This window comes from Methanobacterium lacus, from assembly GCF_000191585.1.
GTDB classification, from domain to species: Archaea; Methanobacteriota; Methanobacteria; order Methanobacteriales; family Methanobacteriaceae; genus Methanobacterium_B; species Methanobacterium_B lacus.
The window spans coordinates 383921-404314 of record NC_015216.1 but is presented as its reverse complement, the minus strand read 5'-3'; the positions used below and the strand labels follow the sequence as shown (position 1 = coordinate 404314).

At 36.1% G+C, this 20394-nt stretch carries 26 protein-coding genes; 13 read left to right on the top strand and 13 right to left on the bottom strand.

The window, feature by feature from the left end; all coding sequences use genetic code 11:
• Positions 1-14: 14 nt before the first annotated feature.
• Positions 15-1016, top strand: a complete 1002-nt coding sequence (locus METBO_RS02160; protein ID WP_013644028.1) for a transcriptional regulator — start codon at positions 15-17, stop codon at positions 1014-1016.
• A gap of 140 nt (positions 1017-1156) precedes the next feature.
• Here METBO_RS02160 and METBO_RS02155 read toward each other — a convergent pair whose 3' ends face one another.
• A complete protein-coding gene (locus METBO_RS02155; RefSeq protein WP_013644027.1) occupies positions 1157-1906 on the bottom strand; it encodes a hypothetical protein in 750 nt (249 codons plus the stop codon).
• A gap of 4 nt (positions 1907-1910) precedes the next feature.
• Positions 1911-2252 (bottom strand): heavy metal-binding domain-containing protein, encoded by a 342-nt coding sequence (locus METBO_RS02150; RefSeq protein WP_013644026.1) that lies wholly within the window; start codon positions 2250-2252, stop codon positions 1911-1913.
• A gap of 281 nt (positions 2253-2533) precedes the next feature.
• Between METBO_RS02150 and serA the strand changes: the two genes are divergently transcribed.
• The gene (gene serA / locus METBO_RS02145; protein WP_013644025.1) at positions 2534-4111 is read left to right on the top strand and encodes a phosphoglycerate dehydrogenase; all 1578 of its coding nucleotides are present in this window, start codon (positions 2534-2536) and stop codon (positions 4109-4111) included.
• A 70-nt stretch (positions 4112-4181) separates the two neighbouring features.
• On the opposite strand, the gene METBO_RS02140 is transcribed toward serA, so the two are convergent.
• The 5 genes from METBO_RS02140 to METBO_RS13805 form a co-directional block, all read right to left on the bottom strand.
• On the bottom strand, positions 4182-4589 hold the full coding sequence (locus tag METBO_RS02140; protein ID WP_013644024.1) for a Mov34/MPN/PAD-1 family protein: 408 nt from the start codon (positions 4587-4589) through the stop codon (positions 4182-4184).
• 18 nt (positions 4590-4607) lie between these two features.
• Positions 4608-5366, bottom strand: coding sequence for a tRNA(His) guanylyltransferase Thg1 family protein (locus METBO_RS02135; protein ID WP_048186318.1), 759 nt, complete (start codon positions 5364-5366; stop codon positions 4608-4610).
• A 144-nt stretch (positions 5367-5510) separates the two neighbouring features.
• Positions 5511-6275, bottom strand: a complete 765-nt coding sequence (locus METBO_RS02130; protein ID WP_013644022.1) for an aspartate dehydrogenase — start codon at positions 6273-6275, stop codon at positions 5511-5513.
• Between the two features lie 10 nt (positions 6276-6285).
• Complete coding sequence (locus METBO_RS02125) at positions 6286-6615, bottom strand: PRC-barrel domain-containing protein (protein WP_013644021.1); 330 nt, start codon at positions 6613-6615, stop codon at positions 6286-6288.
• Between the two features lie 238 nt (positions 6616-6853).
• Entirely contained in the window at positions 6854-7027 is a 174-nt protein-coding gene (locus METBO_RS13805; protein ID WP_013644020.1) for a hypothetical protein, read from the bottom strand.
• A 260-nt stretch (positions 7028-7287) separates the two neighbouring features.
• Between METBO_RS13805 and METBO_RS02120 the strand changes: the two genes are divergently transcribed.
• Positions 7288-8001 (top strand): tRNA-binding protein, encoded by a 714-nt coding sequence (locus tag METBO_RS02120; protein WP_013644019.1) that lies wholly within the window; start codon positions 7288-7290, stop codon positions 7999-8001.
• A gap of 117 nt (positions 8002-8118) precedes the next feature.
• On the opposite strand, the gene METBO_RS02115 is transcribed toward METBO_RS02120, so the two are convergent.
• The 5 genes from METBO_RS02115 to METBO_RS02095 all read right to left on the bottom strand — a co-directional run bounded on the left by METBO_RS02115 (position 8119) and on the right by METBO_RS02095 (position 12395).
• Positions 8119-9525, bottom strand: coding sequence for a lactaldehyde dehydrogenase (locus METBO_RS02115; RefSeq protein ID WP_013644018.1), 1407 nt, complete (start codon positions 9523-9525; stop codon positions 8119-8121).
• Positions 9526-9636: 111 nt separating this feature from the next.
• Complete coding sequence (locus METBO_RS02110) at positions 9637-9843, bottom strand: hypothetical protein (protein WP_013644017.1); 207 nt, start codon at positions 9841-9843, stop codon at positions 9637-9639.
• 19 nt (positions 9844-9862) lie between these two features.
• Positions 9863-10795 (bottom strand): type II secretion system F family protein, encoded by a 933-nt coding sequence (locus tag METBO_RS02105; protein WP_013644016.1) that lies wholly within the window; start codon positions 10793-10795, stop codon positions 9863-9865.
• Positions 10796-10913: 118 nt separating this feature from the next.
• Entirely contained in the window at positions 10914-11909 is a 996-nt protein-coding gene (locus METBO_RS02100) for a M24 family metallopeptidase (protein WP_013644015.1), read from the bottom strand.
• Positions 11910-11936: 27 nt separating this feature from the next.
• Positions 11937-12395 (bottom strand): HIT family protein, encoded by a 459-nt coding sequence (locus METBO_RS02095; RefSeq protein WP_013644014.1) that lies wholly within the window; start codon positions 12393-12395, stop codon positions 11937-11939.
• A gap of 202 nt (positions 12396-12597) precedes the next feature.
• Between METBO_RS02095 and ercA the strand changes: the two genes are divergently transcribed.
• From ercA to METBO_RS02050, 9 genes are all read left to right on the top strand, one after another.
• Positions 12598-13743 (top strand): alcohol dehydrogenase-like regulatory protein ErcA, encoded by a 1146-nt coding sequence (gene ercA / locus METBO_RS02090; protein WP_013644013.1) that lies wholly within the window; start codon positions 12598-12600, stop codon positions 13741-13743.
• Complete coding sequence (locus METBO_RS02085) at positions 13733-14857, top strand: sensor histidine kinase (RefSeq protein ID WP_013644012.1); 1125 nt, start codon at positions 13733-13735, stop codon at positions 14855-14857. The genes ercA and METBO_RS02085 overlap by 11 nt, the downstream gene beginning before the upstream one ends.
• Before the next feature lie 59 nt (positions 14858-14916).
• Positions 14917-15552 (top strand): zinc metalloprotease, encoded by a 636-nt coding sequence (locus METBO_RS02080; protein ID WP_013644011.1) that lies wholly within the window; start codon positions 14917-14919, stop codon positions 15550-15552.
• Between the two features lie 85 nt (positions 15553-15637).
• On the top strand, positions 15638-16837 hold the full coding sequence (locus tag METBO_RS02075) for a YcaO-related McrA-glycine thioamidation protein (protein WP_013644010.1): 1200 nt from the start codon (positions 15638-15640) through the stop codon (positions 16835-16837).
• Positions 16838-16890: 53 nt separating this feature from the next.
• On the top strand, positions 16891-17232 hold the full coding sequence (pth2, locus tag METBO_RS02070; protein ID WP_013644009.1) for a peptidyl-tRNA hydrolase Pth2: 342 nt from the start codon (positions 16891-16893) through the stop codon (positions 17230-17232).
• A 12-nt stretch (positions 17233-17244) separates the two neighbouring features.
• A complete protein-coding gene (locus METBO_RS02065) occupies positions 17245-17904 on the top strand; it encodes an amino acid kinase family protein (protein WP_013644008.1) in 660 nt (219 codons plus the stop codon).
• Entirely contained in the window at positions 17905-18066 is a 162-nt protein-coding gene (locus METBO_RS02060; protein ID WP_013644007.1) for a zinc finger domain-containing protein, read from the top strand. It abuts the gene before it with no gap.
• A gap of 77 nt (positions 18067-18143) precedes the next feature.
• Positions 18144-18413: an elongation factor 1-beta gene (locus METBO_RS02055; RefSeq protein WP_013644006.1), complete on the top strand. Its 270-nt coding sequence runs from the start codon at positions 18144-18146 to the stop codon at positions 18411-18413.
• A 181-nt stretch (positions 18414-18594) separates the two neighbouring features.
• Positions 18595-19344 carry an alpha/beta family hydrolase gene (locus METBO_RS02050; protein ID WP_013644005.1) on the top strand — a complete coding sequence of 250 codons (750 nt, stop codon included), beginning with the start codon at positions 18595-18597 and terminating at the stop codon, positions 19342-19344.
• Between the two features lie 343 nt (positions 19345-19687).
• On the opposite strand, the gene METBO_RS02045 is transcribed toward METBO_RS02050, so the two are convergent.
• On the bottom strand, positions 19688-20113 hold the full coding sequence (locus METBO_RS02045) for a hypothetical protein (protein ID WP_013644004.1): 426 nt from the start codon (positions 20111-20113) through the stop codon (positions 19688-19690).
• A gap of 122 nt (positions 20114-20235) precedes the next feature.
• On the opposite strand from METBO_RS02045, the gene METBO_RS13555 reads away from it, so the two are divergent.
• Positions 20236-20379, top strand: coding sequence for a hypothetical protein (locus METBO_RS13555; RefSeq protein WP_158304881.1), 144 nt, complete (start codon positions 20236-20238; stop codon positions 20377-20379).
• Positions 20380-20394 lie beyond the last annotated feature (15 nt).

Genomic DNA, 20394 nt, shown 5'->3' with positions numbered 1-20394 from the left:
TCACCGGTGATTAAATGCAGAAAGCCAACATTTCACCCCAAAGGGATCAGGTCCTCATTGAGATAAATGATCTTCTCTCTAACCATGGATTTGAAACTTCTAATATATATGATAGAAGTTGTTTTGATATGGTGGCTAGAAAGGAATTTGAACTATTACTTTTGAAGATTCTGATTAATATAGATGGTTTCACAGGAAGCCAGGCAGAGGAAATAAAAAAGGTTGCCGACACATTTCTAGCATCACCCCTAGTTGTGGGAATAAAATCTAAAAATGAGTATCTTGAAGAAGACGTTATATATGAACGTCATGGTATTCCTGTTATTGCCAGGGAAACCCTCAGAAATATGGTTGTAGACGATATATATCCCGAGGTGTTTGCTGATCGTGGTGGTTACTACGTTCAGATCGATGGGGAAATAATTAAACAGGTTAGGGAAACTCAAAATATTTCCAGGAAAGATTTGGCTGATAAGGCCCATGTATCCAAGGAAACTATTTACAAATATGAACGTGGTATGGTAAGGGCATTCCCTGAAACTGCCATGATGCTTGAAAGCATACTTAACATGAAGATAACCCTCTCTGTAAATCTTTTAAGTGTTCCAGAAGTGGAGAAAAGGGCAGATGTTAGGGATACCAATACACCAAAACCAGAGTTGTCGGTGGAAAACCAGACTACACTCCAAAATTTGGGATTCGGAGTTATATCTACCAACAGAACCCCGTTTGATGCTCTGGCTAAAAAAGAAAGCACAGGCAAACTTACTAAAAAGGACAGTACAGTCATTACCAATTTAGAGAAGAACAGAAACCAACAGATGCTAAAACGAATGGCCCTAAATGTAAAAGATTTGTCAGGAATCACTGGAACAGATGCAGTATTTTTATTGGAAGATAAAAAACCATTGAAATGTATTGAAGGTGTGCCAGTTGTTTATAACTGGGAAATTAAAGAAATGGAACATTCAAAGGAGTTCCTAAAACTGGTTAGGGAACGGAGAGACTGTAACTAAACATCTCAATCTATTGTTACAATACAAATTTTTTTATATTCTTTCTACGTTGATTCAAACTTAACTCCACGCCAAATTCCTTGTTCATAATATGATTTAAAAAAAAATATATTTCCATTATTTAATAAAAAAAATGGAATTTAAAGAGATTTGAGCAGACTAAATGTTTCCTGTGCTTCATCAACTGAAGCAATTCCCAAAGCCACAACATCTGCAAATGAAACTGTTTTAAGGTAGTTAAATGCATCTTCAGGCATTAAAACACCTGCTGCCAGAACATTTCTAACCATGATTGTTTTGTTTAATTCTTCCATCATGTTGTCCAAGTTCGCCCTAACTTCCTTATCATACACATCACAGTCCATGAGGTATCCGAGTTTGTTAACAGGAACACTGTAAATATCGAACAGATCCAATACATCGGATTTCAACAAACTTGACGTGGTTTTGAAGGGACTGTGGGTTACGAGTCCTGGAACCGCTTCAATTTCTTTGATCTTCAAAAGTTTTTCTTCGATGGCATCCCAATTTTCAGTGTCTGTTAGGGTTCCATGAATCATTACAGATACTGCACCCAAATCAGAGAATAGTTCAATGTCTTCAGCTTCAGTTTCTGGCATCAATGTGCCCACAATATCCATTTTGATGCCTGCATCACGTGCAAGTCCTATTGCTTCGATAACAGGAGGTTCGGGCATTACCTGAATTCCCTTAACTCCCATATCATGGGATTTCTGAATTATCTTCGCAATATTTTCTGGATTGTTGTAGAGATCAAGCTGGTACAACCTTGCCCTGTGTCCAAATTGAGGAGCTGCAACGAATGGGGAAGATCCAAGCAAGGTTCTGGGAATATCCTTGTTTGATATTTTGATACTGCCATCAAACATCTAATTATTCCACCGGTTGAGCAACGACTGCAGTTCCATAGGCCAATATTTCTTGCATGATGTCAGAAATTGCATCAGAATCAAAACGTGCACTTATAATTGCATTTGCACCCATTTCCCGAGCATGATCAATACATCTTTCAAGAGCTTCATTCCTTGATTCCTGCATCATTTGAACGTATTCTTTTATTTCCCCTCCAAACATGGAACGGATACCTGCACCAAGTTGTCCTCCAACACCCCTACTTCGAACAGTCAGTCCATACACAAATCCCTTTGTTTCTAAAATTTCATATCCCGGCACATAATTTGAGCTAACTATTATGAATTCATCGACAGAAACCATTTCCTAAACCTCCATTTAAACCATTTCTTGTTGTTAGTATACCTTTAAATTTTGTTTGGATCGATATATCTTTTTCCAAATCAAACTCGGACAACGATGTGGTTCATGTAAATAATTTATTATATGAAAGTTCCATAACTATTTTTTAATTGAATTTAGATGTTGGATTGCAATATTATATTGAAGAACTATTGAATGGAATTTATAAATGCAAGTTCTAATATAAATTTAAACTCATTCAGATTCATAGATAATATTATGAGAGAACTCAGGGTGAAAATATGGATAAAAAAGTACTTATCGCTGATCAAATAAACGAAAAGGGAATAGATGAATTAAAAGATGTTGCTGAGATTGTAAGCAACTTCACAATTTCAAAAGAGGAATTGGTAAAGGAAATAGCAGATTATGATGCCATAATTGTAAGAAGCAGAACAAAAGTCACGAGGGAAGTGATTGAAGCTGCAGATAAATTGAAGATAATAGCCAGGGCAGGAGTGGGTGTGGACAACGTAGATGTTCAGGCAGCTACAGAACGTGGTATTATGGTGATAAACGCACCAGAATCAACATCCATCACAGTTGCAGAACACACCATGGGGCTAATACTTTCACTTTCACGTAAAATATCAATAGCAGACAGCTCAGTGAAGGATGGTAAATGGGAAAAAAGCAGGTTCATGGGTATAGAATTGAATGGAAAAACCCTAGGTGTTATTGGTATGGGCAGAATTGGAAGCCAAGTAGTTACCCGTTCAAAAGCTTTTGGAATGGAAACTGTTGTCTACGATCCATACATCACAGAAAAATCAGCATCTGAACTTGGAGTTACAGTGGTAGACCTGGAAACTCTCCTAAAGGAATCCGATGTCATGACCATACACGTGCCATTAACACCAGAAACAAAACACCTAATATCAAAGCCACAGTTTGAAATCATGAAGGAAAATGCAATTATCATAAACTGTGCAAGGGGCGGAATCATCAATGAAGAAGATCTCTACGAAGCCCTGTCAAACAACAGAATAAGAGGTGCTGGCCTGGATGTCTACGAAGTTGAACCTCCAGAAAACAGTCCATTATTCACCCTTGACAACGTGGTTTTAACTCCACACATAGCAGCTTCAACTTCAGAAGCACAAAGGGACGCTGCCATAATAGTGGCTAATGAGATTAAAAAAGTTTTCCAAGGCAGGTCTCCAAAAAATGTTTTAAACATGCCTGTATTGGATCCTGAAACCTTCTCCATGGTCAAGCCCTACTTCGGACTCATTGAAAAGATTGGCAAGTTCATGATTCAAACTGCAAAGGGAAATATAAAGGAGATCGATGTGACTTACTGCGGTGATCTCTCAGAGCTTAGAAAGCATGATATATTAACCCGTATGATACTTCAAGAAGTTTTAAATCCAATACTAACAGAACCAGTGAACCTTGTAAATGCAACATCAGTTGCTGAAAAACGGGGAATAATTGTGACTGAAGGTAAAAGATGTGATGCTAAGGGTTACAAAAATCTGATCAAGGTGGAAATGAAATCTGATTTCAACGATGTTAGTATTGAGGGAATTATGGCAGATGAACCTAAAATAATCATGATAAACGGCTACCAAGTAGATGTTGAAACTGAAGGCACCATGTTGATCTCCAAGTACAAAGATAAACCTGGAGTAATAGGAGCCATAGGAACAAAAATTGGTAAACACAACATAAACATAGCTAAAATGCAAGTTGGAAGAAAAGAACTTGGCGGAGAAGCTGTCATGGTTTTAAAGGTTGATCAGCAGGTTCCTTTAAATGTGATCGAAGAACTTAAACAGCTCGAAGATGTAAACGATGCTGTTGCAGTGAATCTTTAATTCCAAAAAAAATTAATTTTTTCAGGTTAAACCTGAATATTTTCTTTTATTTTTTTTTATTTTCAGATCTTTATTCTCTAACTATTGAAAAGGGTATTTGCTCACCGTAACTGTTGTAGGCTATAATACTATCTTCAGTGTAGGGAAGGGCTATGATCATATGGAATGTACCTCTTTTAGAAAAGAATTGAAGATCCGCACCTGAAGGTTCGGCACTGTAACCAGGATGACTGTGAACTGAACCCACATCATCTGACAACATAGGTAACATGAATATTTCCATAACTGCACCAGATTCTGATGCTGCTCCAGGCAGGAAGATCAGTTCATCGATCTTCAATATATCATCTTCAACAAGACCATGAAGCATTGCACTGAATTCGTTTGGATACGATTCCTTTGCTATGTCAATAATTTCTTCCACAAGCTCATGATCCACATGAACCTCTTTATACTTCTTTTTACCTAAACCAAACATCTTAAACTTCCTTATTTTCTATGGATACCAGTAAAATATTCTGTTTTCAAAGAACTCTCGGTTGATGATGGGTAGTTCACGATCAACCATTGGCAAGTACCTCATGGTTTTTACCCTTTTGTTCTCAACTGGATTGTATCCTTCAACTTCGTTAGCTGTTCTGTAAATCCCAATACCCCTCCTCTGCCAGATTGGTACCTCAGAAATGTTTAATCCATTTTCAAAGAGGAGATCATGAAGTTCACTGCTCTTCTTTTTATTTAAAATTTCAACGGCACTGGTTTTATCATGGTTTTCTCTTAACTTCCAGTAACTGTACCCATTTATACAGTTTCTCCATGATTCACTCTGTCTGTTTTTGAAGTAATCAATGGTTCCTTCCAATGCCAATGGTATTATTCTGGAATCGAATGATACTGGTTTTATATCATGTTCATCGATTATTTCCTTGAATTTCTCAATTTTTAAAAGATTTTTTTGAAAGGAGGCCGATATAAATCCTGCAAAAACAGAGTTAAGTTTTTCTATGCGGCCATTGAATGGTATGTCCGAAAGGAGAATGTTTATCTCATCAGAAAAGGTGTATATGAATTTTGGTGCAAACTCTTTAAAGAATTCTGAACAGACTTCACACATTAGATTGGTAAAATCTTGGTCGTATGGCTTTTCTAGCTCAAGCTCCGCGGATAAATTGGAAAATTTTCTTCCATCCACACGCACAACAACTTCAGAGCCACATGGAACTCTTAGGTTAGAAAATATCTCACATTCTTTCATTCTAAATACCATCTGTTAAAGGTTTGATAAAAAATATGAAATTTGATTATGGATAATTTCAATAAAATAGTTTCGTATTCAATGATTAATCATCGAATATATTTTTTCTTAAATTTTATTCAAGTTATTGTGATCCAAAGATCTTCAGGTTCCTATTCTAAAGGTTTCATTTAAACTATTAAGAAGCTTTATGGCCGAGTAAGCAGCCATTACACTAGTTTTTGGATTCATTGAACATCTTACATTCTGTGTTATAGTTTTAATTTCTCCAAAATCACCTATAACTTGAACTTCATGCATATTTCTATCCACACTTGGATCTGCTATTATTTTAACATCTACTTCTTTTCCACAGGCCAAGCTTAATGCTGCTGCAACATTGATGTTCATTGGGAACTTCCTAACAGCATCCCCTGCTTTTCCTTCGTAGAGTATAGTTTCTTCTTCTGCTGAAACTCCCAGAGATCTTGGTGGTTTACGTGTTACCAAGGTAGCACTTTGTATTTTTCCAATGGAAGCTGCCTTGATGCCATCAAGACCTACAATAGCTCCGGAAGGTGCATATATCTTTGCATTGTTTTTTGCTGCCAAGTTTTCTAGAGTTTTCCTGAGCTCAGTATCCATCAGTGCACCAATACTCATGATTATGACATCTACACCATGTTCAAGAACTAGGGGTACTGTTTCTGATACGGCCTGGGGGGCTGCTGCTTCAATGACCAAATCAACATTTTCCAGCATGCTGTTAATGTCTAGGGCAACAGTTCCATCAACTTGAGAAGCTAAATTTTCAGCTCTTTCCATATCACGATCGTAAAAAAAATTTAGATCAACACCAAGCTTACCTTCTACAGCAAAATTAGTTATTATGTTAGCTATGGCGCCGCATCCAAGAATTCCAACCTTCATAATTTGTTTCCTAGAGTTGAGGTGTTGTTTCAACAGGTGTTTTTACAATCTCAGGGCTTATTAACAGAATGTCTCCGACTGCCTGCACTCTCTCGTAGGGAATTTCTATGCTTCCTTCTTCTTTGAGAGGGCGGATTTCATCCCCTTCTGGAACTATTCTGATGCTTGTTTTTATTACATCTTTAATTCCAACACTTTTTTTGTCGGGTTTCATTGCTGTTGTTTTTAAGATGGATACCCTGCCTTTCTTAATGTTCAGTACAACGTCTTGAATTCTTCCAACGTAGTTTCCTCGTGTTGTGTACACATCCAAATTGTACAGGCTTGATAAATCTACCATTATTACCACCTATCCTTTACTATGGCATTTTCCTCTGATGAAGATGGCCATAAATCTTTTTTAATCTGATAATCAATTTCATTTACTGATATAATTTTAAATCCTTCTATATACTTAAACCTTACTACTTATGAGTTGATAATCCTCTTTTCACTTGAAATACATAAAAAAATTGAATTTTGTAAGCTGTACCAAACAAAATCTAGCTAATTAATCTATATTGAAACCTTAAAAATGCCTAGTCCATATCCATATTTTTGAAGTAAATACAGTGCATTGAATTTCCCGGACCCATGGGGTGTCTGCATGAGATATTGATCTCTTCAATGTCATCTAGAACAACTTCAAATCTAAAATAACATTTTTGACATCTGTTTGAATTTGAAATAATCTTGTAATCAGTTTGATCCATCTTGATCTCCACATTTAATTTCTTGTAAAAAAATCCTATGACAAATTAAATATATAATTCAAGTAAATCATATCAAGATATGAATTGGTTTGATTCGACTTAAATTTTTCCAAGTTATGGTATTATTTGGAGATTAATAAAGCAATCCCCGGGATTGGTTTAAAAGGATAAGCATGGAATGATAATCCATGAATTTTTGAGTCTGATTGTATTTGATTATTCATAAGATAAACAATTCACTAAAATTAAAGGTGGTAATTATGTGGGACAGTAGTAAAGATTACAGGTTACGTGTTTTAGAAAAATCTGTGGAATTATTCATAAAAACAGCTGAAGGAGCAAATTTAAAGGGAATATGGAATAAAAAGAAATGTTTAACTTCTGCAAGATCCATGCTCCCAGAAATTCAGATCATGTATTTTTCGTACATGGAACCCGCAGCCCTTGCAGAATCTCCACAAGTTGAAGACATGAAACTAAAGGTAAAAGATATAATTGACGCCTTGGGTGGAGATCAGTGGCATGTCCAATTCCTAAATTTGGTTAACAAGGATGAAAAGGAAAAACTGGTCGAATCCATTGCAAAAATGAAGTTTGCATTGAATACAATATCCACTGTGGATGAAAGACTGAAACTTGGACCTATTAACGATCCAGTTATTGGAATTGACATCAAAACAGGAGAAATTGTAAGTATACAAAAGAAGGACAACCTCATGGTTTGTAATGTGAACCTAGGTACCAGGGCCATAACGGTAGTTACCAATGATTTAACTGTCAAAGAGGGTAACAAAGTAGGGGTTGCAGTACTTCCACCATCAGTATTTCAGGGAGTTACAAGTGAAGGAATGTTCTTAGGAGCCGGTGAAGGAATTCTGAAGAATGTTGAAGGAGAACTTGGAACTATGCCCCACGGAATACCATTAGATGCGCTAAATGAAACAAGAAACTTGGTAGAAACATTCCTCAAGTAGTACAAAAAAAGTTCTTATTCATTTTCTTTTTTTTCTTTAGTTCGAAGTTTGGATCCTCAAAAATAAAGATTGTATTTAAAAAAATAATGGAAAATTTCCTAGAATCCTGGTTTAATTTTACCCAAATATTATCAGTTTGCTTCGAGTCATATCTTCAACAGCATATTTAATGCCCTCTTTACCAGTACCACTCATTTTAAATCCTCCGAATGGCATGTTATCTGTTCTGAAAGTGGATTGTCTGTTTATTATAACTGATCCCGCTTCAATTTCCCTTGCAGCTTTAAGGGCATTTTCAATACTCTTTGTGAATATTCCTGCCTGTAATCCGTATTGAGTATCATTGGCAATATTTATAGCTTCATCAAGATTCTTAACCCTTAAAAGTGGTGCAACAGGTCCGAAAGTTTCGTTACAAACCATATCCATAGATGTTTCAACATGGTCCAGTATGGTTGGTAAGTAAAATGCTCCTTCCCTCTCACCACCCACAAGTAGTTTGGCTCCACTACTTTTGGCATTATTAACCAGATTTTCTACATTTATTGCTGCTTGTTCATCTATCATAGGCCCCATATCTGTTTCAGGGTTTAAAGGATCTCCTACCTTCAATTTTTTAGTTCTTTGGACCATTTTAGCCGCAAATTCATCTGCAATGGATTCTTCAAGGATAATTCTTTTAACTGCTATACAGACCTGCCCAGAAAATAAGAAAGAACCTTTAATGGCAGCTTCCACTGCCCTGTCAATATCAGCATCTTCTAAGACTATTAAAGGGTCGTTTCCCCCAAGTTCCATGTTTATTCTCTTCATGCCTGCCTTTTCAGAGATTGAAACCCCAGTTTCAACACTTCCTGTAAATGATATTTTATTAACGCGAGGATTCGTTACCAGCTCATCTCCAATAACGCTGCTTTTTCCTGTAACTGCACTTACCACGCCAGCTGGAAGATGTGAATTAAATATTTGCACCATTTTCAAGGCAGCTAATGGCGCTTGAGTGGACGGTTTCAGGATAACAGCATTTTTAGCAGCAATAGCCGGTGCTATTTTATGCACAGCAAGGTTTACTGGGTAATTGAATGGAGTAATGGCAGTTACAATTCCCAATGGAACTTTGACTGTGAATCCAAGTGCAGTCCTACCACCTATACCTGCGTCCAACGGTACTGTTTCACCATAAATTCTTTTTGACTCTTCAGCAGCCAGCAGAACAGTTTCAATAGATCTTTTTATCTCGTCATTGGAATCCTTTATGGGTTTGCCTGTTTCACGTGTTAAAAGATCTGCAAGTTCCTTTGAATTTTGTTTAAGATCCTCGTAAATATCGTACATTATCCTTGATACTTTTCTAGAAGAGTAGTTTGCAAAAACCTTTTGAGCCTCATAAGCTGTTTCCAGCGCAGTTTTTACGTCCTCAATGGTTCCTGAAGGTACAGTATCAATCACTTGATTGTTCACCGGATTGACCACATCAATTTTTTCGTCAGAATCCACTAAACTCCCGTTAATAATCATTTTCACTATTAAAGCCTCCCATATAACTGTTCAATTTGTCATTTGTGGTGAATAATGAATTTGATAAAATAAAAATAGGTTTTTAAGGGATTAAACTCCCCAATTAAAATAAAATGATCAATTGAATTTATTTATGAGACTGTTTCCAGTTCCATTGATGCTGTTGGTAACACTGCTCAAGTCGTTACTAGTTATGTTTCCCCCAAGACCACTCAAATAATTTTTATAAAAGGCTGCACCAACAACCACTATTGCTATGACTCCACCAAATAATAAGATCAATTCTACACTTGATTGAGCTGCTTCATCATCATAAATATTCATATTTGTACACCCCTAATAATTAAAATCCAATTAAGAGACCACCGTATGTTGATATCACATAAAATATTACATAGGCCAGTGGAACTAGAGCAAGGGAAAATTTTACTCCTTTTCTAGCACTGCCGTAAAGAACAATTCCTATTAGCACTCCTACTATTATCGAGTGAATGATGAGGTAACCCGCAGCAGATGTGTATGCAACTTCAGCTAGTGGATTAACTTTACCCAGTGACTGTATGAAATGTGAATAAATCATTATCATTCCCAGTGCAAATGGAGCAGCAATAATCGCAGATATAATTAAAAACATTACTGACATCATCACATTTGCTCTACGTTCACGTTTAAGTGCAAGAACAGCTCTTAAATCTTCAGCCACAGTTTCAATAACATCAGATAAACTTCCCCCTACCCTTTTACCTTCTAAAATCATTCTAAAGGTTCTATCAAGGGTTTTGGATTTTAATCTTTCCCCCATTGATAGGAGGGCTTCGTCAAAGCTACTTCCTATTTTAATTTCGATTACAGCACGTTTGAGTTCTGCATTTAATGGTCCTCCGCCCTGTTTTGAAATATCTTCTAGGGCTGTTTCAATACCAACACCAGCCCTTAAAAGGGAGGATATCTGCCTTAAGAAATCTGGAGTAGTTTGTTCTATTGCATCTACCCTACGTTCCATTGAAAAAAATAGCCAACCCAAAACAATGAACGACGGAGTTAAAAATCCTACTAAAAATCCTAATATTGGAGTTATTCCGATTAAAGAAAAGGATAACAATCCAATTAATCCAAAAATAATACCTGCAATTAGCATCAGTGTGATTAGATCTGATGCTTTAACATACATCCCTGATCTGATGAGGTTTTCTTGCATGAAAACCGTGTACCTTTCTGGTAATACATCGTCAAGAATCCTTGACACCGGGGATAATGCGGGAGGTATAATTGCCATTTTTCACACCTATTTATTATTTTACTATCTTTTATTATACCTTTATATACGTTCTTATTTTTTTTTCGTGAAAAATGTTAAATTATGAACAAATTGCTTAAAAATACAAAATTTGATGTTAAACACTTAACTTTGAATCAATTTTGTTTAACACCTTTGCTTTATTTTCCACCAGCACCATATCTTCAATTCTAACACCAAATTCACCTTTAATATATATTCCAGGTTCGACAGTTACCACCATTCCCTTTTGAAGTTCTGTCTCATCATTTTTTGAAAATGATGGTTTTTCATGAATTTCAAGACCAACACCATGGCCAGTTGAATGAATGAATGATTCACCGTATCCATACTCTGTAATAACTTCCCTTGCAATATTATCGATTTCCCCACATTTAATTCCGGGTTTGATAGATTTTATGGCAGTTTGTTGAGCTTCCAGTACTATATCGAAAATTTCTTCCTGTTTCTCTGTTTCAATAATTGTTCTTGTGGTATCTGAGGAGTAATTGTTATATACAGCTCCCCAATCTATCAAAATTGGTCTCTCAATTTTGTTGGTTGTGGGTGATCCATGTGGCAGGCTTGTTCTTGCCCCTGAAGCCATTATAGTTTCGAAGGAAGGTCTCTGGGATCCATTGATGCGCATGTTATATTCCAACTCTGCTGCCATTTCAACTTCAGTTCCCTTAAAATCCAATTCAAGGAGGGATTTCTCAGCAATTTCCAATGCTTTTTCTATATTTTTTATTTCCCAGTCGGTTTTAACTGCTCTGGATGTTTCTACAACTTCGGTGGTCACAACTTTAAAATCTTCCAGTTTTCTGTAGGTTTCTACTGTCATTGAATTTTCTACACCCACACATCCCTCCAAGAAATTCTTAAGATCATCAAATTTTTTGTACACTTCCAAATTTACCATGGAATTTTTGGATGCATCTTCGTTGTCTATTTTAGATGCTAAAAGGAGAGGTTCGTCTTTCAATATCAGCACTGATGAGCTTGTGGGTCTAAATCCTGTTAGATATCTTATATTTTCTGGTTTTAATACTATCATTGAGTCTATTTTTTGTTCGTGCATCGATTCTATTACTTGTTTTAACTTAGTTTCCATTGTTGTTCCCTCAAATAATTAATTTAATTAATTCTTAGAATTATTTAGCTGTTCACTGATTTTGATCCACATAGTTTCCATCGCATCTTCTGAAACTTTCCTGCTTATTGGTTGTGGAATATATCCGAAGTCCAAGTCTTCAAATTTTATGCCTTCAAAGAATTTAATTTCATCATATCGCGGAATTAAATGCCAATGAACCTGAGGATGAGGAGTTTTATCACGATAGGAGGCATTTTTAAAACAGCTCCAGTTGAAAAGTGTGGGTCTAAAAATATGGTTGAGAGCATTCTCCATTTCTCGAACAATTTCTGTAAATTCTTTCCATTCTTCAGTTTCAAGCTCAGATAAGTTACTGCACTGTCTTTTAATTGCAACAACACATGTGCCAAGGTAGCGCTGACTTGGTGCGAGATGAATGGTCCAGTACGATCTCTCTGAAATTAACCTTCCGTATCCAATACTTCCACAGTACGCACATATCATGAAAACAACCCTTAAAGAATTATTTAATGTTTATTTCTTTTTAAATTGGTCGACATCTATCTACTAATATAAGAATTGAATTTGGAAAATAAATATTTTATTATAATCTCGAAGTCGTGCTTTACAAAATTAAATTAATAACCTAGAAGGAATAATATACTAATATAATTACTCAATACATCGGATTAAGGAGGTTAACTGTTTGGAAGCTAATTTCGAGTTGAGAAAGTTTGTTGCACCGGAATTTGTTTTTGGTTTGGATGCTCGTCTTCTTGTTGGAAGATATTTAAATAACTTTGCAGCAAAGAAAATTCTGTTAGTTACTGACAGAGGCATAATATCTTCTGGATGGGTTGATTCAGTTGTTAGAGTACTTGAATCCGACTGTTACAGCTATGAAATTTATTCCAAAATTAAACCGAATCCGAGTACTGATGATGTCATGAAGGGAGCAGATTTATACCTAGATGAAGGCTGTGACGTAATAGTTGCAATTGGTGGCGGTAGTCCAATGGACTGTGCTAAAGGGATTGGGATTGTCAGTTCAAATAATAAAAATATTAAAGAATTTGAAGGAGTCGATAAGGTTTCATTACCCTCACCACCTTTAATATGCATACCCACCACTGCAGGCAGTTCTGCAGACGTATCACAGTTTGCAATAATTTCTGATAAATCCCAGGGAAGTAAAATGGCTATTATCAGTAAAAAGCTTGTACCAGATGTGGCACTTATTGATCCTGTTACAACAACCACCATGAACAAATATATGACCATCTATGCAGGATTTGATATTTTAAGTCATGCTATCGAAGCCAATGTTTCAAATGCAAGTTCTCCAATTACAGATATTCATTCTAACGAAGCAATTAAATTATATTCTTCAAACATACTTCCGGTGCTTGATGATCCAGATAATATTAAGTACAGGGGTAACTTAATGCTCGCAAGCCTTCATGCAGGATTGGCATTTTCAAATGCAAGTTTGGGTTTGGTGCATGCCATGGCCCACAGTCTTGGGGGTTTGAAAGATCTGCCCCACGGAGAACTGAATGCATTGCTTCTCGAACATGTAGTTGAATTTAATTTCGAATATGAACCTGAAAGATATTTGAAAATAGCAAACAACATGTGCATGGGAAAAGCTACAAATAAAACAGAATTCCTACTCATGATCCAGGAACTGAAAGAAAATCTTGGAATTAACCACACACTCAAAGATCGGGGCGTGAATCTTGAAGACTTAAAAAACCTTTCTTATCGAGCCATGAACGACCCGTGCATAGCTACAAATCCCATAATTCCTAAACAATCTGATGTGGAGGCCATATTTAAAAATGCCCTTTAATCCAGATGAACATCCTGATTGGAACACGCTGCGAGACAAAATTATCGGTCTTGGAGAATCTTCCATACAGAAAAGCTACTATCCTGAACTGCAAAAACGATTGGCAGAACTTGAAAGATTCAGATCTCTTTTAGATGAAACTAACGATCATATATTTTTACTTAATATTCCTTCAGGCAAATTTTCAGACGTGAACAAATCTGCATCAGAACGTTTCGGATTGAATTCAAAGGAAGTTCCAATCACATCCATCCATGATCTTGTTGACAAGGATGAAATTGAAGATTTCAATGAATTGTTCAACCAACTTGCTAATAAGTCCCAGGATCGGAAAACCTTTTATTCAATGTTTTTAGACTCTGGGGGAATCAAAATTCCTGTGGAGATAAGTGCCAGTACAGTTAATTTTGGTGATGAACTCTACATAGTAATGGTGGTTAGGGATATAACTGAACGAAAGGAAGCAGAGAATAAGATAAAAAAATCACTTGAAGAGAAAAAGGTTTTGCTCAGGGAAATTCACCACAGAGTCAAAAATAATATGCAGATCATTTCCAGTCTTTTGAATCTCCAAACAACCTACACCAACGATGAAAATGTTGTTGACATATTAATGGAAAGCCAAAACCGTGTTAAATCCATGGCCATGATCCATGAAAAGCTTTACCAGTCCACTGAACTGGCTAGGATCGATTTTAGAGACTACATATACCAACTTACAATGTTTCTACGACAGTCCTATGTGTATATGAATAGTTCTATAACCATCGAAACAGAAGTGGATGACATCCATTTGAACATTGACACAGCAGTCCCATGTGGTTTGATAATCAACGAATTGGTAACTAATTCGATAAAACATGGTTTTCCAAATGGTATGCCTGGATTAATACGTGTTAAACTCTTTGAATCCAATGGAGAATATACTTTATGTGTCAAGGATAATGGTGTTGGATTTCCTGAAACCATTGATTTTAGAAACACAGACACTTTAGGATTGCAATTAATTACAAATCTTGTTTTACAACTTGATGGAACTATAGATGTAATATTTGACCATGGAACAGAGTTTAAAATTAATTTTCAGCCCATGGAATACATTCAAAGAATTTGAACGAACTTTCATCAAGCACCATGGAAATCATTATATATTTAGAACTAGGTCTATAAACTATGGTAAGTTTTACAGCCCGTGAGGTCAGGGACATATTGATCTCCATGTTTGTAATAGCAGCAATTTTTGCTTATTTATTCAGCAAAGGACTACTAGCAAACGGGACAGAAATATTTCTGAATAACTTCATTCTATTGATCCCTGCACTCCTAGTTTCTGTTGGATTGGGATTTGTACTCCACGAACTCGCACATAAATTTGTTGCTGTTAGATACGGATTTTATGCAGAGTTCCGGATGTGGGTTGAAGGTTTGATGTTCGCACTTTTCACAGCGTTTATTTTTAGCGTTGTCTTCGTAGCACCAGGAGCAGTTTACATCCATGGAACCAACATTAGCAAGGAACAAAATGGTAAAATATCCATTGCAGGACCATTAGTTAACATTGCGCTGGCACTTTTCTTCCTCAGCTTGTTTCCATTGGTTTCACACAACCCTACAGATATTGTGGGATACGAACTCCATGTTATTGTAACCTATGGTTTCATAATAAACAGCTTACTCGCGGTATTTAACTTAATTCCATTCGGGCCGTTAGATGGTGGCAAAGTTTTGAGTTGGAATCCTGTAATATGGATACTAATATTTATTATGGCAATTATGTTAGCAATTAAGGCTTATTTTGGTATTTATTAAACAATAAGCCATCCATAATTAAACAAACTACTACCAAATCCAGATTAATACAAATTCATTGTTAAAAAAAGTTTTAAGTGATATTATGCTTAACGAAGTTCCAGTTAAATATTTTGGATGCACTCACAGGGCCGTGGCTCCAGAGAAAACAATAGAAAATGTTGAGCCCAAACTTCGGGCTGCTGGTGTCACCAGGGTGGCTGAAATAACACACCTTGATAGGATAGGAATTCCTGTTTATTCTGCCATCAGACCCGGAGCTGCTGAAGGTGCTGTAAGCATATACGCAGGTAAGGGAGCCACCAAATCCCAGGCCAAAGCATCGGCCATGATGGAATCCTTCGAAAGATTTTCGGCAGAGATCACAGATTTAGACAGAAAAAATTTCGTAAGGGGAAACTTCGAAGAATCAGACCTCCACAACTACCTAGATCCAGATAAACTGATACTTCCAAAACTCGGATTTAATTCTAAAACAGAAGGTTTAGAATGGGTTAAAGCCGTTGATATAACTAACGACAAAACTGTTTTTGTTCCTGCAAATGCAGTTTATCATCCCTACGACTCTGAGAATATTTCCAAGCTTTTCCAGTCAAACACCAATGGTTTGGCTTCTGGAAACCTGATAGAAGAAGCAATATTCCATGGAATGATGGAAGTTGTGGAGAGGGATGCTTGGAGCATTTTTGAAGCTAGGCATAAACCTAAACCTGAAATAAACCTTGAAACCATTGAAAACCCACTCATAAACAACATTCTTCATCTTTTCAAAAAGGCAGGTATACATGTTAAACTGGTAAATTTAACTGCCGATGTTGAAATAACCACTATTGCAGCAGTTTCAGATGATACTGTCCTTAAGGATCCTGCACTTTTGACCCTTGGAGTTGGAACTCATCTCGATCCAGAAGTAGCAGTTATAAGGGCGCTAACTGAAGTTGCCCAAAGCAGAGCCACACAGATTCATGGAACTAGGGAAGACACTGTTCGTGCAGTTTTCATGAGGAAAGCCGGTTATGAAAGAATGAAACGTATCAACAAACACTGGTTTGGAGAATCCCAAAGTGAAGTTGATCTTAAGGAGATCAGAAATTATTCAGGGAAAACCTTCAAAGAGGACATAGAAACCAGCCAGAAACTCCTGGGCAAACAAGGGTTTAAAGATATTTTATACGTTGACCTGACTAGGCAGGAGATTCAAATACCAGTTGTGAGAGTTCTGATCCCAGAAATGGAACTTTTCTCTGTGGATGTAAACAGGGCAGGTAAACGACTTAAAAAGTAGTTTAGAAACTAATTGATTGGTAATTTTTTTAGGAAATATTTAGAGGACTTAATATGAAACAAATCATTGTTATGAGGGCAGATCTCAATATGAGCAGGGGCAAAATAGCAGCTCAAGCATGCCATGCCAGTTTAGGCGCATATAAAAAGGCTGATGAGAAATCATCAAAAAAATGGGAATCTGAAGGAGAAAAAAAGGTGGTTTTAAAAGTTAACAGCCTTGAGGAACTATTTGAGATCTACGAACTGGTTAAGGTCACCAACATGCCTATTTATTTAGTGCATGATGCAGGGCACACTGAAATTCCTAAAGCAACAGTTACTTGCCTGGGTATTGGTCCAGATGAAGATGAGAAAATTGATAAGATCACCCAGGATCTGAAGCTTTTAAAGTAATGGTGGTTTTAAATGGATTGGGTTTTAAAGATTGGTGGCAGTTTATTTCCAGAAAAAGCAATTGATCTCTGCGAATTTATTGTTAATCAAACTGATTTAGATGCTGAAATCATAATTGTTTGTGGTGGGGGAGAGTTTGCAAATAAAGTGAGGAACTACAACGATCTGCTTGGCTTTTCAAACACCGCCAACCACAGATCTGCAATCATGTGCATGGACATAATTGGAACCCTTCTTGCAGATAAAGTTGAAGGACTAGAATCTGCGAATTCCCTTGAAGATGCTTTGAAAGTTTCTGAACATGGGAAAATTCCTGTACTGAATTCATATACCTTGATGGAAGATCATGATCCACTCGAACATTCATGGAGGGTCACATCAGATTCAATCGCACTATACATTTCAAATCTACTCAAGGCCAAACTATTAATAGCAACAGATGTAGATGGTATATACACGCATGATCCTATCAACGATGGTGCGAAACTTATAGATACTATAAGTGCAAACAAACTACTAAATTTTGGTGAAACATCGGTTGATGAATTTTTACCTGAGCTTTTGATCAGATATCAATCGGAATGCTACGTTGTAAATGGTAAATACCCAGAGAGGATTCTATCGATAATTAAAGGCAAAAGCTCTAAATATACACTCATTGGAGGAAATTAAATGAAAAAAATAGAATGTACTTCCTGTAAACAGGAAATATCACCAGTGGAAAACTATGTTAAGTTTCCATGCCCAGAATGTGAGAAAACTTTGTACAGATGTCAAAAATGCAGAACATTCGGACATTTATACAAATGTGAATGTGGATTTAAAGGACCGTAAATTAATTCTCACGGAATTATTTAACATATTGGGATTTAATTCCAAATAAATCTTAAAACATTTTTGGAGGTAACACTATGGGAGAAGTAGTAGCTACAATAAAGTTAATGCCAGAAAGTCCTGAAATTGACCTTGAAAAAGTTAAGGCAGAAATAACAAGTTCTATACCAGAAAATACAGAATTACACAGTATTGAGGAAGAACCAATCGCGTTTGGCCTCGTTGCAATCAACCTCATGGTCATTGTAGATGATGGTGAAGGCGGAACAGAAGCCGTGGAAGAGAATCTTTCTAAAATAACTGAAATAGCAAGTATAGAAGTTGTTGATGTTAGAAGGTTAATGTAAGGCCTTCTAATACATTACACTTTTTGAACTTATAGAATCAATTTCATTTTAATATTTTATTTTGGCTGCATATATTTCAAAATTCTTTTTTTAAACAGTTTAAATGATATTCTATTTTCTTTTTTTATTTGAGAACTAAATATAAATATCAAATTGGTGAATTTTATTATAGGGATATTTAATGAAGTATATCAATTCCAAAAAAAGACTGATTTTACTGATATTACTCCTTGTTGTTGTGGTAGCTGTGGCTGGTTTCAGTTACTATGTATCTGATTATTATCATGCAGATTCCAATGCAACTGAAGCTCTTTCATCAAATAATGGTTACAGTGTCATTAATAATTCTGATTCAATAACTTTCATCCCAACCAACAACAAAACAACTACGGGAATCATTTTTTATCCAGGTGCCAAGGTACAACCTGAAGCTTACTCAGTAATCGCATCGAAATTGGCTCAAAATGGTTATACAACAATTATTGTTAAAATGCCCTTTAATTTAGCAATATTTGGGGTTGACAAAGCAAATGATGTAATAAACCAGCATCAAGATATTAAAACCTGGGTTATTGGAGGCCATTCATTGGGTGGTGTGTTTGCATCAGACTTTGCAGTGAAACATCAGGATAAAATTAAAGGTGTGATTTATTTAGCAGCATATCCCAATACCAATGCATCTAACGCAACTTTTAAAGCTTTATCCATCAGAGGATCCCTTGACGGGCTTGCAACACAGGATCAAATAACTAAAAATCTTGACAAGTTCCCAAAAAACACAACCATCATCACCATTGATGGGGGAAACCACTACAACTTCGGTGACTATGGAGTACAATCAGGCGATAACAACAGCACAATAACCAGACAAGAACAACAAAATCAAACAGTTACTGCAATTATCAACTTCATAAAAACTTTAGATCAGTGATATATTAATCCATTTCTAAACTTTATTAAAAAAAATCATTTGACTCATTATTTTTGTAATTATCTACTTTAAAATAGAAATTCAGATAAAACTAGAAAAACAAAAACCATGCAAAATTTTGCTATCACTATATAGAGCGACCCATCAGAAATCACAAACCCCCATAAACATCAAGCTTACCACTAACAAAACCTTAAAAATCCCCAGATAAGCCAAATTTCCTAAAAAAACTCCCATTAACAAATAAAACCCAAGATAAAATAAACAAGAAAACCCCAAAAACTAGAAAAAACAAAAACCATACAAAATTTTGCTATCACTATATAGAGCGACCCATCAGAAATCACAAACCCCCATAAACATCAAGCTTACCACTAATGTGGTCATAAATTTCCTTAGTTAGTCCAGTATTCCTAATAAAATCATTAGAATATCTTATATCTCCTCTCCTAGGGTTATCCTTTCTCATTACGTACATACAAATGGCCGTGATGATCATGAGTGGATCTATTTTTCTTCCCTTTCCCCCTCTATAGAGTTTTCTAAAATCAACCCTAGATATTATTTCACGGGCCTTGTCTTTTTGCCCACCGCCAACAGGTAATAGAACTTCATCTCCTTCTTCTCTTTTGGTCATTACAAGGGTTGGACTATGGCCAGTCATCATAAAATTACTTGCTACTATACTGAGTAATGCAAGTTTTTCATTCAAACGAAAATCTTCGTCGGCGGTTTTTTCATGGTATGGTTTGTACCTTTCGTACTTCATGATTTTTTTCTCGATTCTTGAAATTTTCGACTTGTCATCGAGAAAGATATGTTTTCGTTTTTTCAAAGTTAAGCACCCCGAATTTATGATTAGTATTTTTTGATTTAACATTCATATAATGGTTGTTGGTACCAAAAATTTCAAAGATAATAATCTTAAATCCTCAAAAAATCTGCAAATTATCAAGAATTCTCAAGGATAGATATGCCAGTCCAAAGGATGAGTTCGTTAAACAATTAATCAGTGCAAACATGGCCGCTAAGTAAGTTTATCCGGCCCGA